We start from the raw sequence: 13,537 nt of genomic DNA on the forward strand, positions 1-13,537 counted from the left end.
ATCTTATGTTCGGAACTTTCATATCATGAGACCGGAGGGTCATTCTTTCCGCGATCTGCCACATCATTTAACTCGCGATCATGTGCATGCCCTATTGCAGCAAGCAGATCGTCGGACAGTTTGTCGATCGCAAGCACGACCTTGCCGTCGTGAATAGCTGAAATTTGGTCTTGAGTGAGCTTAACTTGACCATAATTCTCAATATGCACTTCGATCGCATTGGTCATTACGCGGCGCACCGCGCCAATCGCGACCTGGCCATCCTTGGCGAAAACCTGCGCGTCGTTCCGAATGTCTGAGAGTTTCATGTCTTCTCCTCTTACCGGTTGCCCACTCTCGCAAGGAAATCCATCACGTGATTGCACCTGTCATCATTACCAAAATATGCGTGGGCTCGACATAGCGCAATCTTTCTCTCGCTCAGGGGGGGTTTGGGGTGCTGGCGCTACTCTAGGGGTCCGTCAACTATTACCCAGTCCAGCCAAGCCCTGCTGATATGCAGTTCATCGACTGCAAAAGGGGGCCGGTAGTCTGCGTTCCTTGTTGGGTGCGAAGGCCGTGCAGTTGTTTGATTTGAATGTCATGGATGATGTCTAGGTGCGCGCGATTGCGCTCAAACCGATCCGTCAGCAATGGGAACCGTCTGGCAAGTATTGCGTCCCCTGTGATTGCCTTGATCGCGGCGCACGAACGAAGATATTCCGCCTCAACCTTGCTGAATACATCGCGTCTAATTTCGCCATCAGTGACCAACTGAGCATACCTGACCGCGATGCCCATATCGGCCTGAAAGAGCGTCTTCTCAACCTCGTCCACAATCAGTTGGAACAGCGCGGAGTTCGCGAACATTTCGAATAGCACTTGTCTGCCATTTTCGCCTCGCACCTTTATAAATGACTGGTATGCGGTTCCAAATCCGTACCATCCCGTCAATAGATGCCGGTTTTGCGACCAGGCAAACACCCAAGGGATCGCACGCAGATCAGCGAGGCTGCTGGCCCCAAACCTGCGTGCCGGGCGCGATCCGATTTTGAGCATGGCAAGCTCTTCAACCGGGCTGGCCTCTTGAAAATATTGCACAAATCCCGGCGTGTTTAGCAAATCGCAATAGGCTACCTGTGACATGCCCGACAACGCCTCCAAGGCGTTGTCATGTTCAGGATTGTTTGGCGGCGCGTTTTTCGACAAAGCTGTCTGTTTCAGCACCGAAGATGCTAGCTGCTCTAACTCAAAAAGCGCGGTCCCCCGGTTGGCATACTTGGAGGAGACAACTTCGCCCTGTTCGGTTGTGCGCATGGCGCCGTTTATCGTACGCGCCGGCTGCGCGGCAATTGCGCGGCCCGTGGGGGCGCCACCGCGACTGACAGACCCGCCACGACCATGGAAAAATGCAGGGATAAATCCGTGCGATTTCAGACGCTGGGTAATCTTGCGTTGCGCCTGATCCAGCTCCCATGTGGAGCAGATGAACCCGCCGTCCTTGTTGCTGTCGGAATAGCCTAGCATGATTTCGATACTCGGACCCTGACGTTTGAGGCTGCGGCGCGCAAGCGGCACCGCGACGAGATCATGCAATATCTGCGGCGCATTTCTCAGGTCATCAATGGTCTCAAACAGCGGCACAATTGCTAGGTCGATTTCATCGCCGCTGACACCTGCATATCTGGCAAGCAGATAGATACCCAGCAAGTCATCAGTGGACCGCGTCATCGACAGGATGAATGTCCCGATGGCTTCTGGGTCGTCACTTTGAATTGCGTCGTTCATAACGCCTAGTAGTGAGAGGAGTTCTGTCGCCTGAGGGCTCAGCGTAGCGAGCTCGGGGAGCGGCACTTGCGGCTGTGCCAGCTCAGCACGCAGGCGTTTAGACCATGCCGGGCTGCCGTATTCTTCGCCGCTACCCCAAAGTTCACCCAGCACTTCGGTTGTGACTGTAGAGTTTTGCCGAATATCGAGTGATGTCGTCCGAAAGCCGAACACTTCTGCGCGCCAGCGAATGGGGCGCACGTATCTGTTGCCCAAACCGGACGCGCCCATGGATGTCAGAGCCGTCTCGATATGCGCCAAATCAGCCACAAACTCTCTGACATGACCGTAACTTGGGCGGCCCTCCAGGCGCTGGATAATCGCAAATAGGGCCTGCCTGAACACTTCGTTTGGGTTACGCAATTTTAGCGTTGCGTGCTGGGTGCAGCGCAGAATGATCGCTCCGAGTTGTTCGAGGGGGGCAGGCGGAATGTCAGCGATAGAGCTGCTGATGCTTATCTTACGGGCGGCGTCCCGCAGCGAGGAAATGTGCTTCTCCATTGCTGCCTCGCGGCCACGTGCCATCGCGTCTTTGGTGGCCTGAACAGTGACATTGGGATTGCCGTCACGATCACCTCCGATCCACGAATGGAATTTCAGGCAGGGCCGCAGCGGCGTTTTTTGCGGGCCGAAATTGGCGTCCGTGGCAGTTAGAAATTGTTCAAACAGCTGCGGGGCAGCGTCAAATAGGCTATCGCGAAAAAACTGAAGCCCCCATTCGATTTCATCCGAAAGGCTTGGACGCTCAAGGCGCAATTCGCCAGATAGCCACAATAGATCAATTTCGCCGGACAAATCAGAAATGCGGGCAGCGCGTTCGCGCGGTGTCCAGCGCTGCGTTTCGAGTGAGACCAGCAAGCGATAAATGCGACGATGGATTTCAAGGATAGTGACGCGCTTTGCCTCCGTCGGGTGCGCGGTAAGCGTTGGTCCCACCGACAGGGACGCGACCGCGCCCTCAAAGTTCCCGGGCGCTAGCTCCTTGATCTGCGCCATAGCCTCGGCAAAGCTGCCTTCGACAAGCTCGGGCCCGTCCATCGCTTCGGTTTTTCGCCGTTTGCGTATTGCCGCGTTCTCTTCGGCAATTTTGCTCAGCTGGAACCAGATATTCACAGCCTGTAGGAAATTGCCTACATCGCGACCAGCCAAAGATCGGGCGGTATTTTGCTGCTTTAGAATTTCGGCCACGGCCGGTGCGCGATGTTGAACTGTCTTTAGCAGCAAATCCCACAGGAGCGTGCGCAGCGAGCCAACATAGCTCTCTTCAGTTTGACAAGAGATTGAGGCCAAAGCCAGCGCCATCAGTTTACCCGGTCTGGAGGCGGCTGCCCGTTGAAAAACGCCTCAAGATTGTTGATGACCCGAAATCCCATGGCTTCGCGTGCTTCGGTCGTGGCGCTGCCCAGGTGCGGCAGCATCACCAATCGGTCGCTGTCTAGCAGTGTGCGCGCGATGTTCGGCTCTGCGTCAAATACGTCGAGTGCGGCACCGCCGATTGTCTCGAAGGTCAAGGCCTGAACCAGATCGTGTTCGTTGATCACCTCACCGCGTGCGGTGTTGATCAAAAACGCGTTTGGCCGCATCAGGTCAAGCCTGCGAGAGTTTATCAGATGGCGGTTTTCGGCGCCGCCAGGACAATGCAGCGAGACGAAATCACAGCGGGGCAACAGGTCATCCAGATCATCGGCTTGAACCGCGCCGTATTTGGCCAGCACGTCAGCCGCCACCGGGCTGCGATTATGCACAATGATCTTCATACCAAACCCGTGATGTGCGCGGCGCGCCATCTGTTGACCAATTCTGCCAAAGCCGACGATCCCCAGCGTCTTGCCCGAAACTTTAGTGCCGACCATATGTGTTGGTCGCCAGCCCGTCCAATTGCCGCCGCGCAATTCCCTCTCGCCTTCGCCTGCACGTCGCGCAGCCATCAGCATCAACGTCATCGCGAGATCGGCGGTACATTCGGACAAAACGTCCGGTGTGTTGGTCACCACGATGCCGTGGGCCTCGGCGCTGGGCAGGTGGATATGTGTGAACCCGACACCGTAGTTCGCCAAAAGCTTGGTGCGTGGGTCCGCAAGCTCCATCGCGTCAGGACCGATTTGGTCAGTCACCGTAGGCAGAACAGCGTCGTAATCTAAAAGCGCCTGCCGAAACTGGTAGGACATCAAAGGCACATCATCCCTGTTCAGGACAACGTCGAACTTTTCAGACAACTTGGCCTCGACCGCAGCAGGCCAACGGCGCGTCACAAGAACTTTGGGTTTGTGCATTAACTTGCCCTCACATTACGCTTTCGATGGTTTCACCGATGACAGCGGGGTTCTCGGCTACGGTGACGCCGGCCGCAGTCAGGATTTCGACCTTTTCCGAGGCGCTTTCGCCGAAGGCAGAGATGATCGCGCCAGCGTGGCCCATAGTGCGCCCTTTTGGTGCGGTCAGGCCCGCAACATATGCGACGACGGGCTTGCTGACGTGGTCCCGGATATATGCAGCCGCCTCAGCCTCTTGCGGGCCACCGATTTCGCCGACCATGGCGATGACATGGGTGTCGTCGTCATTCTCAAACTGTTCCAAAATGTCGCGGAAGGACGAGCCATTGATCGGGTCGCCCCCGATGCCAACACTGGTTGAAACCCCGATGCCGCGTTCCTTGAGCTGTGCCGCCGCCTCATATCCCAATGTGCCCGAGCGGCCAACGATACCGACGTGACCGGGCAGGAATATGTTACCGGGCATAATGCCAAGCATCGCCTTGCCGGGTGATATTGTTCCGGCGCAGTTCGGCCCCGTCAAAACCATGCGGCGCTCTTTGGGATAGCGCATCATGTAGCGTTTCACTTTGATCATGTCCTGCGCGGGGATGCCGTCGGTGATGCACACGCAGTACCGGATACCTGCATCTGCCGCTTCCATGATGCTGTCCGCGGCAAAAGGGGGCGGCACAAAGACGAGGCTGGCGTCGGCCTGCGTCGCGGCAACCGCCTCTTTCATTGTGTTAAACACCGGCACGCCGTGCACTGTTTCGCCGCCCTTTCCGGGCACAACGCCGCCGACAATATTAGTGCCATACTCCAGCATATCCTTGGTGTGGAACTGCGCCATCCGGCCGGTGATCCCTTGGACGATGACACGCGTATCGCGATTTAGATAAATGCTCATCTCAAACAGCCTTTAGTTTGGAGTTGGGGCCTTGGTCGCTTTTCCAGGCGGACACAGTGCGTTCCGCTGCCTCCATCAAGGTGGACGCCCGGATGATCGGAAGGCCGCTTTTGGCCAGAATTTTCTGTCCTTCCTCGACGTTGGTGCCAGCAAGGCGGACAATAACGGGCACGTCGACCTTCACTTCTTTCAGCGCCTGCACGACACCTTCGGCCACCCAGTCGCAGCGGTTGATGCCTGCAAAGATGTTGACCAGTACGGCCTGCACATTCTTGTCCGACATCACTAGCCGGAACGCTTTTGCGACGCGTTCGGGTGTGGCGCCGCCGCCGATATCTAGGAAATTCGCAGGCTCGCCGCCCGCCAGTTTGATGGTGTCCATCGTTGCCATCGCAAGGCCCGCGCCATTCACGATACAGCCGATGTTGCCGTCCAGACCAACATAAGACAGGCCGCGATCCGCCGCACGGCTTTCGCGCGGGTCCTCTTGGCTCTTGTCGCGCAACTCGCTGATTTGCGGGTGGCGGAACAAGGCGTTGTCGTCGAAGGTCATCTTGGCATCAAGCGCGAGCACGCGGTTATCACCTGTGATTACCAGTGGATTGATCTCGACCATGGTCGCATCCAGATCGCGAAACGCGCAGTAGCATCCTTGCAATGTGCGGACCATGGGCTGGATCAGGGCGGGCTCAATACCCAACTTAAATGCGATCTCACGCGCCTGAAAGTCTTGCAAACCTACAGCAGGCTCAACGGTTGAGCGCACAATGCTATCCGGCTTATTCGCCGAGATGTCCTCAATCTCCATACCGCCTTCTGCCGAGGCCACGATCATGATCCGCTGGCTCGTCCGGTCCAGCACGAACCCAAGATATATCTCACGGTCAATCGGCACGGCGGCCTCGACATAGACGCGGTAGACGCCTTTGCCCTCGGGACCTGTTTGGTGTGTCACCAGTTTTTTGCCGAACATACCTTCGCAGGCGGCTTGGATCTCGTGCTCATTCTCGCACAGCTTTACGCCGCCCGCCTTACCACGCCCACCTGCGTGGATCTGCGCCTTAACGATCCACTTATCGCCGCCCATCTCTCGCGCGCGATAAGCGGCCTGTTCTGGACTGTAGGCCAGGGCGCCAGTGGGAATTTCAACTCCGAAGTTGCTCAGAACTTCTTTGGCTTGGTATTCATGAATGTCCATGGTTTTGCCCTATGCCGCCAATGACGATTGATAGTGGGTTTCAAGTCCGTCGGTGATTGCGCCCAGATCAACATCAGCGCCCATATCGTTCATTGCGAGTGCGAACCGCGTGACGATCTCGGTGATGGCGGACCGGGTTAGAAGGTTCAGAATGCCAATGCGGACTTGGACCGGGGCCGACAGCGTCGGCCAAATGCCGAAGCCGTTTGCGCGGCAGTTTTGGACCAATTCCATTTCGCGCCCGGCCAGCGATGGAGGCAGGTTCAGGACCACAAGACTGGTCATGTTCGACGTGACTTCGCAGCCCATCGCGGTGACTGCCTCGCGCAGGGCTTTTTCATGAAAGACGTAATCCTGAGCGCGCTGCGCCAGTCCCTCGGCCAGATTGATCCGCAACGCTTCGTGGAATGCCGATACGGCATAGCCGGAATGGGTGCGGTGATAGGTGCCTTTTTCGACGTCCTGCCCATCGACGATGCCCCAATGGCGCGCCTCCATGATTGGGTGGTTAGCGTATGTGTAGCAGCCAGAGGCGCGCAGCGTTTGGATGTAGCGATCCGCAAAGCTAACGGGGGCGTAGGTTAGCGGCAGGCAAAGCAATCCCTTTTGCGGGCAGGAGGCCCAGCCGACAACGCCGTCCATATCGTCGATCGCGAAATCCTCGACACCCAGCGACGAAACAGCGTCGACAAGGCCCATCGCACCATGCTTTTTGCAGGCCTCCGAAAATCCTTTGATGTCATTTATCCGGCCTGACCCGGTTTCCCAATGCGCCATGAAGGCCCATTTTGGTTTATGCTTTGCCAATGCAGCATCAATGACCTTTGCGGTCACGGATTGCCCATGCGGGATTTCGATGACGGTGACACTTGCGGGTTGCGGGTTCAGGCTATTGGCGGCGAGTTCTTCGCGGGTTGAGGCCTTCATGCGCAGTGTCAGCGCGTCGATGCCCGAAAATGTGCCGTTGGAAAACGCGACAACTGTGTCGCCCGGCATTACGGCGGACATCATGCAATCAAGGCCGCTCCAGCCTGTGCCCGCAACGCCGAACGTATAGACGTTTTGGGTGCCCATTAGCGTGCGCAGCATATGTTTACATTCGATCATCCCGCGCAGCACATCGGGCTGCATATGGTCAGCAACGCCAGCGCTGCTGAATGCTTGCAAGACGCGTGCGTCAGTATTGCCGGGCCCGGGGCCAGCAGCCAAAGTATTCGGGATCACAAGTTGAGGAAATGGCGAAGCAACGTTCATTGGATGGTCCTATCGCGTCAGGAAACAAATATTCTGACCATGACACATCCATTTGCCAAAAACGGCAACGTAAGATACTCCTGCTTTTGGGTATCTATATGGGTAGCTTTCTGCCTACCCATATAGGTGGAAATACCACGGTATACCCAAATATGCGCTACCCCTTCGGGTAGGTTTTGATAGAAAGGTCAACGATTGCAAGATCGTAGGGATCGACCCAGCATCATCACGGCTGCGCTAGCGGACAGCAACATGCTGGTCTTATCGGCCATGTCGGAATTTTTCGACCGTGATCCGCGATTCTCGCTTGTCGCGACTGCATCCACTGCTGAGGGGTTTTTGGGGACGGTGATGCGCGTGCCAGTGCAAATTGGCGTGCTTGACTGGAACCTGCCGGAGCTGGGTGGCCAAAAACTCATTGAGGTGCTGCGCGATTTGCCGAATTCACCACGTATTGTCGTTTACGGCAGAACGGGTGGGGATCTGCCGCAGCAGGCATTGGCAGCGGGTGCGGCTGGCTTTACCTCGCGCAACGGCCCGGTAGAGGGGTTGCTGGACGCCTGTGCCGCCGTTGCAGCGGGACAGATGGTTTTTCCATTCCTAGACGTGCGCCAACTTCAGGCCGACCCGATCCATCAGCTGACGAGGCGCGAAAGAGCGCTGCTTGAGGCGCTCTCCAGAGGGCTCAGCAATCGGCAATTGGCCAGCGAGTTTGACATCTCTGCGAACACGGTGAAATTCCACCTTTCGAACCTCTATGAAAAGCTGTCTGTGACGAGCCGCACCCAAGCCGTCGCCTTCTTCTATTCGTCCCGCCTTTCGTCGGCGAGAGGCTCTGACGACTGATCCTTTGGGGACGGTCGCAGCCGAAAATCTGCTGAATAAAATTTCTTGACAGTGATAATTTTTACTCTCCTGTATTGCTGTCACTTCCACGCAGCAATTTCAGGGACGTCAGAAAAATGAGCTTTCACCCGATCGACCAGGCAACAGCACGCTTGAACCGCAGCGAATTGGCCGTACCCGGCAGCCAGCCACAAATGTTTGAAAAGGCAGCAAAATCGGATGCCGACGTGATCTTTCTGGATATGGAAGACGCGGTCGCCCCGGATGAAAAAGAGCAGGCCCGCAAGAACATCATCAAGGGCCTAAATGAGATCGATTGGGGCACTAAATCCATGTCGATTCGCATCAACGGGTTGGACACGCACTACATGTATCGCGATGTTGTCGATGTGGTCGAACAGGCCGGCGAACGTCTTGATCTGATCATGATCCCCAAGGTGGGCACCGCCGCTGACGTCTATGCAGTCGATATGATGGTGACCCAGATTGAAGATGCAAAAGGGTTCAAAAAACGCATCGGTTTTGAGCACATTATTGAGACCGCGTTGGGTATGCAAAACGTCAATCAAATCGCCGCTGCGTCCAAGCGCAACGAGAGCCTGCATTTTGGCGTTGCAGACTATGCCGCGAGCATGCGCGCACGCACGACCGTCATCGGCGGCGTGAACGAGCATTATTCGGTTCTGACCGATCCCCTAGAGGATGGTTCGCGTCAGGTGCATTGGGGCGATATGTGGCACTCGGCAATTGCCAACATGGTGGTTGCGGCGCGTGCCAATGGCCTGCGTCCGGTCGACGGCCCCTTCGGCGACTTCTCTGATCCCGAAGGCTACCGCGCTGCCGCATTTCGCGCGGCAGTCCTTGGCTGCGAGGGCAAGTGGGCCATCCATCCGAGCCAAATCGCCCTCGCCAACGAAGTGATGAGCCCGTCCGAGGCAGAGATCACCAAAGCAAATCGCATTATTGAAGCAATGGCCGAGGCCGAAGCCGCAGGCAAAGGTGCGGTGTCACTTGATGGCCGCCTGATCGACTATGCCTCTATCCGACAGGCAGAAGTTCTGGTCGAAAAAGCGAAGCAGATCGCGGCCGGGTGAACGGCTCTGGCGAAAGATGACAGACCCGGACATTCTGCTTTCAGAGTGTCCGGGCGGCAAATTTTTCGTCGTCAGTAATGAGATAGCGTGTGGGCGCGCCCGAAGCTTGATTGCCTCAGTTGTCATCTATGATGGTGTTGGGGTTACACCGCGCGCGCCGTCAGCAATCTGCTCGAAGGGTAGGGCTGGTCAGGCTCCGGACTACCCAGAGTGAGTGCCTCGCACTGGATAGTCCTTTTTACGTATAAAGGTTAGTCCGTCGAGCAGACCCTTCAAAGCAGGGCGTGAGAACGGCGCATTCGATACGTCCACGATCTGAACTTTACCATCATCGCGCACAACAAACGTAGCAGGCTCCGCAAAGGGCCGGTCAGTTTCTTCGGGGCTGCGTGGATCAGAAATATACACCCCCAGCTGCCCCATCTGAGCAAGGCTGAGATCATAGCCAATAGTCCCACTGTAGCCTATGTCGCTGGCTGAGTCCGTCGCCTTGTCTTCCGGGTCGGCCGAGACTGCGATAACATCGACGTCGATCTCAGCAAAGTCGTCCAGCAGACCGTTAAGCTCAGTTAGGTAGGTTTTGCAGATCGGGCAGTGCTTTCCACGATAAACCACGACGAGTTGCCAATCGCCACGTTCCGCGTTCGGTTGGCCGAGGTCGGCCTTAGCGCCGTCCAGTGTGGATACGGTGATCTTTGGAAAGGACGTATCAGGTGTCATTGCGTTGTGCATATTTCATCCGCCTTTATTTATTGTTTCACTGAAAGAACAATGCCGCAGGCTGGATAGTTCCGACTGCTGACGCGGAAGTTCACAGCGCCCACCTAAGGTCCAGCGCCGACATAGGCCCGGTGGCCCGCGACCTGACCGATACTTCGACACAATAGCTTCCATGCAGGCAGGCGGGCGGGTCCGGCCCGATTATCTCGCGCCCAGCCTTTCCCAATCCTTCGGCTCGGGCAATTTCTCGAACGTATGTTCCGGAACTGGCGACGGAAGTGTCCATTCCAGCGTGTCAGCATAGTCGTTCCAGTAGTTAGCCCGCGTCTCACGTTTACCAAAGAACAGCGTGTAAGAGATAATCCCGATGAACAGCAGGAATGAGGCGAACGACAAAAGAGCGCCCCAACTGGATACCGCATTCCAGAGGCCGAACGCTTCGGGGTAGTCGATGTAGCGGCGCGGCATCCCCTGACGGCCCAGGAAATGTTGCGGAAAGAAGGTGAGATTGGCACCGATAAAGAACATCCAGAAATGCAGCTTGCCGGCCCATTCCGGATATTGGCGCCCCGACATTTTCGCGAGCCAGTAATATACCCCGGCAATCAATGCGAACACAGCGCCCAGGCTCATCACATAGTGGAAATGGGCCACCACGTAGTAGGTGTCTTGATAGGCGCGATCTATGGCAGCTTGCGCTACAACCACGCCAGTCACTCCGCCGACCGTGAACAAAAAGATGAAACCGATTGCGAACAGCATCGGTGTCTTGAATTGGATCGAACCACGCCACATCGTCGCCAACCACGAAAATATCTTGATCCCAGTCGGCACCGCGATCGTGACCGAGGCGACCTGAAAGAAACTTTGCTGCGTGATCGACATGCCTACTGTAAACATATGATGCGCCCAGACCAGAAATCCCATGCCTCCGATCGCCATCAGCGCCCAGACCATCGGCAGGTAGCCAAAGATCGGTTTGCGTGAGAATGTCGCGATAACATGGCTGATAATGCCAAAGCCGGGAAGGACGACGATATAGACTTCGGGATGGCCGAAGAACCAGAACAGATGCTGATACAGCATCGGATCGCCCCCGCCAGAGGGATCAAAGAATGTCGTGGCAAAGTTGCGGTCGACCAGCAGCATCGTGACGGCCCCCGCGAGGACCGGCACAGCCAATAACAGCATCCATGCTGTGACAAAAATCGACCACGCGAAAAGCGGCACTTTAAATAGCGACATCCCCGGCGCGCGCATGTTCAGAAAGGTGGTAATCATGTTGATCGCGCCGAGGATAGAACTGGCCCCCGAGGCATGAACGGCGAAAATCGCCAGGTCCATTGAGATGCCGCCATCACGTACCGACAGCGGCGCATAAAGCGTCCAGCCCACCCCGGCACCGTGCGATCCGTCCCCGCCAGGTGCAAAAAACGACGCCACGGCAAGGCTGGTGCCTGCGACGAACAGCCAGTAGCTTAGATTGTTCAACCGCGGAAACGCCATGTCCGGTGCGCCAATCATCAACGGCATAAAGTAGTTGCCAAAGCCACCGAACAGCGCCGGGATCACCACAAAGAACATCATTAGAATGCCGTGATAGGTGACAATGATGTTCCACAAATGCCCGTCTGGTGTGCAGTCCGCCGCAGAGGGCCAGAACCTTAGTCCCTCTAGGCACATGTATTGCACGCCAGGCTCCATCAGCTCGACCCGCATAAAAACCGAAAGCAGCGCCGCAATCACGCCGACCGCAGCGGATGTGAACAAGTAAAGGACGCCGATGTCCTTATGGTTGGTGGACATCAACCAGCGTGTAAAGAAGCCGCGCTCGTCATGGCCTGCCTGTAATGTTGCCTCGGTCATCAGTGCCTCCCTTGGTCCAAAAACATTTCGATGTCAGTGGCGGAGCGCAGGCAAAACCGCTGCAGGCCAGGGCTGCCTAAAACGCCTCTTCGATGATCTCAGTGACGCCCAGATCGTGCAGCGCGGTGCGGACCGCATCCATCATCGGCGGCGGCCCGCATAAATAGCAGCGGCTGCCGGGTGCAACGAACTGTCGCAGGTATTCCTTGTCGAGCCTTTGTTGCAGCACGCCCTCGTTTGGCTCATCCACGACGAACACGGTCTTTAACCCCTCCATCGAGTCAAACCAGTCGTGCCAGATAATGTCGGATTTCGTCTTGTTGGCGAAAATCAGCGTCGATCCTGCAAGCGTTGCGTGATCATGTAGGCGCTTGCGCAATATGGCGATCATTGGGGTGATGCCCGCGCCGCCAGCAATAAAGACACCCGGCCCCTTGTCCTCGATCGCGCCGAACGGCCCTGTCATCTCGACTTCGTCGCCCGGCTCCATCTTGGCGACCTGCTCGGTCACCCCATGATGGTCAGGGTATGATTTGATGACGAACTCCAACGTTGATTCATCAGGAAGTGTAATCGGAGTGAAGGGCCGCCCCTTGTCCTTCCAGCCGTCCTTGAGCAGATGCAGCTCGACGCCCTGTCCGGGGGAAAAGTCAAAACCTTCGGGCCGATCAAAGACCAGATGATACGTGTCACGTGTGACGGGTGTGATGTGTTCCAATTTTATGCGGAATGTCATCAGTCATATCTTTCCCGTTGTTAAACAGGCCACATGCGTCGCGTTAGTCCGGTGCGCTTAATTTCGCTTCCTTGAGGGGCGCGTATAACGGGCATTTGCAATACTAATTGTTACTCTTTATAATAAGTATTGTCAATACCACTTTAAGGAACGCAAATGCGGCTCGCCTCTTTTATAGACTATGTCCTGCGGGCCTTGATGGGTCTGGCTGGAGCGCCCAATGGGCCGCTATCGTCTGGGCAAATTGTAGATGAGCAGCGGGTATCACAGCATCACTGGACCAAGCCTCGCCGACTGCGCAGGTCCCTGCGATGCGGCGGCCGCTTGATGGTAAGGAGGTCAATATGACTCAGATTGAAATAGGCCCAGACCAAATCCAGATCGACGCGGATATCGTCGCCAAGGCCTTGAAAATAGAACCGCAGGACCTGCTGGGCAGGATGCGAGAAGGCACCGTCACCAGCCAATTTGAGCGCGGCGAAGGCATGGATGCAGGACGCGTTCGGCTCACCTTCTTTTCCGCCACGCGGCGCGCCCGGATTACGGCTGACGCGGCTAGCGCGATTTTGTCTTGCACTGCGGCGGACTATAGTCGGTCACGGGCGCCGATGTCGGCCACCGCGGCGGGATCAAATCACGACCGTCTTGACGCAATGCTGGACGCGGCATTGCAAGAGACGTTTCCAGCGAGCGACCCGATCGCCATCAGTTTCGACGGCCCGGAGTAAGCGGGCAGGGGGCGCGCTGCGCCGGTAAGTCTGGGACATCGTTGAGCCATTCATGGGGGCGATCACGCCAGACTATCGACGCTCGACAAACACCCGCGCTTTGCCGCCGGGCTGGGCGCTGAACGGA

At 56.6% G+C, this 13,537-nt stretch carries 12 protein-coding genes; 3 read left to right on the forward strand and 9 right to left on the reverse strand.

Going from position 1 to position 13,537, the window contains the following annotated elements:
- Nucleotides 1–23: 23 nt before the first annotated feature.
- From MK6180000_RS03780 to MK6180000_RS03805, 6 genes are all read right to left on the reverse strand, one after another.
- Nucleotides 24–308, reverse strand: coding sequence for a hypothetical protein (locus MK6180000_RS03780; protein WP_138933521.1), 285 nt, complete (start codon nucleotides 306–308; stop codon nucleotides 24–26).
- 160 nt (nucleotides 309–468) lie between these two features.
- Nucleotides 469–3,108 (reverse strand): phosphoenolpyruvate carboxylase, encoded by a 2,640-nt coding sequence (locus tag MK6180000_RS03785; RefSeq protein ID WP_138933522.1) that lies wholly within the window; start codon nucleotides 3,106–3,108, stop codon nucleotides 469–471.
- Nucleotides 3,108–4,079 (reverse strand): 2-hydroxyacid dehydrogenase, encoded by a 972-nt coding sequence (locus MK6180000_RS03790; protein WP_138933523.1) that lies wholly within the window; start codon nucleotides 4,077–4,079, stop codon nucleotides 3,108–3,110. Before MK6180000_RS03790 ends, MK6180000_RS03785 begins: the two co-directional genes overlap by 1 nt.
- 10 nt (nucleotides 4,080–4,089) lie before the next feature.
- Entirely contained in the window at nucleotides 4,090–4,968 is an 879-nt protein-coding gene (gene sucD, locus MK6180000_RS03795) for a succinate--CoA ligase subunit alpha (protein ID WP_138933524.1), read from the reverse strand.
- Nucleotide 4,969: 1 nt separating this feature from the next.
- Nucleotides 4,970–6,166, reverse strand: a complete 1,197-nt coding sequence (locus MK6180000_RS03800) for a malate--CoA ligase subunit beta (RefSeq protein WP_138933525.1) — start codon at nucleotides 6,164–6,166, stop codon at nucleotides 4,970–4,972.
- A gap of 9 nt (nucleotides 6,167–6,175) precedes the next feature.
- Entirely contained in the window at nucleotides 6,176–7,420 is a 1,245-nt protein-coding gene (locus MK6180000_RS03805) for an aminotransferase class V-fold PLP-dependent enzyme (RefSeq protein ID WP_138933526.1), read from the reverse strand.
- 195 nt (nucleotides 7,421–7,615) lie between these two features.
- On the opposite strand from MK6180000_RS03805, the gene MK6180000_RS03810 reads away from it, so the two are divergent.
- Nucleotides 7,616–8,266: a response regulator transcription factor gene (locus tag MK6180000_RS03810; RefSeq protein ID WP_281283775.1), complete on the forward strand. Its 651-nt coding sequence runs from the start codon at nucleotides 7,616–7,618 to the stop codon at nucleotides 8,264–8,266.
- 116 nt (nucleotides 8,267–8,382) lie between these two features.
- The gene (locus MK6180000_RS03815) at nucleotides 8,383–9,360 is read left to right on the forward strand and encodes an HpcH/HpaI aldolase/citrate lyase family protein (protein ID WP_138933528.1); all 978 of its coding nucleotides are present in this window, start codon (nucleotides 8,383–8,385) and stop codon (nucleotides 9,358–9,360) included.
- A 201-nt stretch (nucleotides 9,361–9,561) separates the two neighbouring features.
- Here MK6180000_RS03815 and MK6180000_RS03820 read toward each other — a convergent pair whose 3' ends face one another.
- From MK6180000_RS03820 to MK6180000_RS03830, 3 genes are all read right to left on the reverse strand, one after another.
- Nucleotides 9,562–10,092 (reverse strand): redoxin domain-containing protein, encoded by a 531-nt coding sequence (locus tag MK6180000_RS03820; protein WP_246040424.1) that lies wholly within the window; start codon nucleotides 10,090–10,092, stop codon nucleotides 9,562–9,564.
- 189 nt (nucleotides 10,093–10,281) lie between these two features.
- Nucleotides 10,282–11,946, reverse strand: a complete 1,665-nt coding sequence (gene ctaD, locus MK6180000_RS03825) for a cytochrome c oxidase subunit I (protein ID WP_138933529.1) — start codon at nucleotides 11,944–11,946, stop codon at nucleotides 10,282–10,284.
- A gap of 76 nt (nucleotides 11,947–12,022) precedes the next feature.
- Nucleotides 12,023–12,682: an FAD-binding oxidoreductase gene (locus MK6180000_RS03830; RefSeq protein WP_138933530.1), complete on the reverse strand. Its 660-nt coding sequence runs from the start codon at nucleotides 12,680–12,682 to the stop codon at nucleotides 12,023–12,025.
- A 344-nt stretch (nucleotides 12,683–13,026) separates the two neighbouring features.
- Here MK6180000_RS03830 and MK6180000_RS03835 point away from each other — a divergent pair, with 344 nt between their 5' ends.
- Complete coding sequence (locus MK6180000_RS03835) at nucleotides 13,027–13,410, forward strand: DUF6522 family protein (RefSeq protein WP_138933531.1); 384 nt, start codon at nucleotides 13,027–13,029, stop codon at nucleotides 13,408–13,410.
- Nucleotides 13,411–13,537 lie beyond the last annotated feature (127 nt).

This window comes from Roseovarius arcticus (genome assembly GCF_006125015.1).
In the GTDB taxonomy this organism is placed as follows: domain Bacteria; phylum Pseudomonadota; class Alphaproteobacteria; order Rhodobacterales; family Rhodobacteraceae; genus Roseovarius; species Roseovarius arcticus.

What these genes read in the sequence shown, in the direction of transcription:
- MK6180000_RS03800 (WP_138933525.1), bottom strand. Translation starts at nt 6,166, where the DNA reads ATGGACATTCATGAATACCAAGCCAAAGAAGTTCTGAGCAACTTCGGA.
- MK6180000_RS03815 (WP_138933528.1), top strand. Translation starts at nt 8,383, where the DNA reads ATGAGCTTTCACCCGATCGACCAGGCAACAGCACGCTTGAACCGCAGC.
- MK6180000_RS03820 (WP_246040424.1), bottom strand. Translation starts at nt 10,092, where the DNA reads ATGCACAACGCAATGACACCTGATACGTCCTTTCCAAAGATCACCGTA.
- sucD (WP_138933524.1), bottom strand. Translation starts at nt 4,968, where the DNA reads ATGAGCATTTATCTAAATCGCGATACGCGTGTCATCGTCCAAGGGATC.
- MK6180000_RS03805 (WP_138933526.1), bottom strand. Translation starts at nt 7,420, where the DNA reads ATGAACGTTGCTTCGCCATTTCCTCAACTTGTGATCCCGAATACTTTG.
- MK6180000_RS03830 (WP_138933530.1), bottom strand. Translation starts at nt 12,682, where the DNA reads ATGACATTCCGCATAAAATTGGAACACATCACACCCGTCACACGTGAC.
- MK6180000_RS03835 (WP_138933531.1), top strand. Translation starts at nt 13,027, where the DNA reads ATGACTCAGATTGAAATAGGCCCAGACCAAATCCAGATCGACGCGGAT.
- MK6180000_RS03785 (WP_138933522.1), bottom strand. Translation starts at nt 3,108, where the DNA reads ATGGCGCTGGCTTTGGCCTCAATCTCTTGTCAAACTGAAGAGAGCTAT.
- MK6180000_RS03790 (WP_138933523.1), bottom strand. Translation starts at nt 4,079, where the DNA reads ATGCACAAACCCAAAGTTCTTGTGACGCGCCGTTGGCCTGCTGCGGTC.
- MK6180000_RS03780 (WP_138933521.1), bottom strand. Translation starts at nt 308, where the DNA reads ATGAAACTCTCAGACATTCGGAACGACGCGCAGGTTTTCGCCAAGGAT.
- ctaD (WP_138933529.1), bottom strand. Translation starts at nt 11,946, where the DNA reads ATGACCGAGGCAACATTACAGGCAGGCCATGACGAGCGCGGCTTCTTT.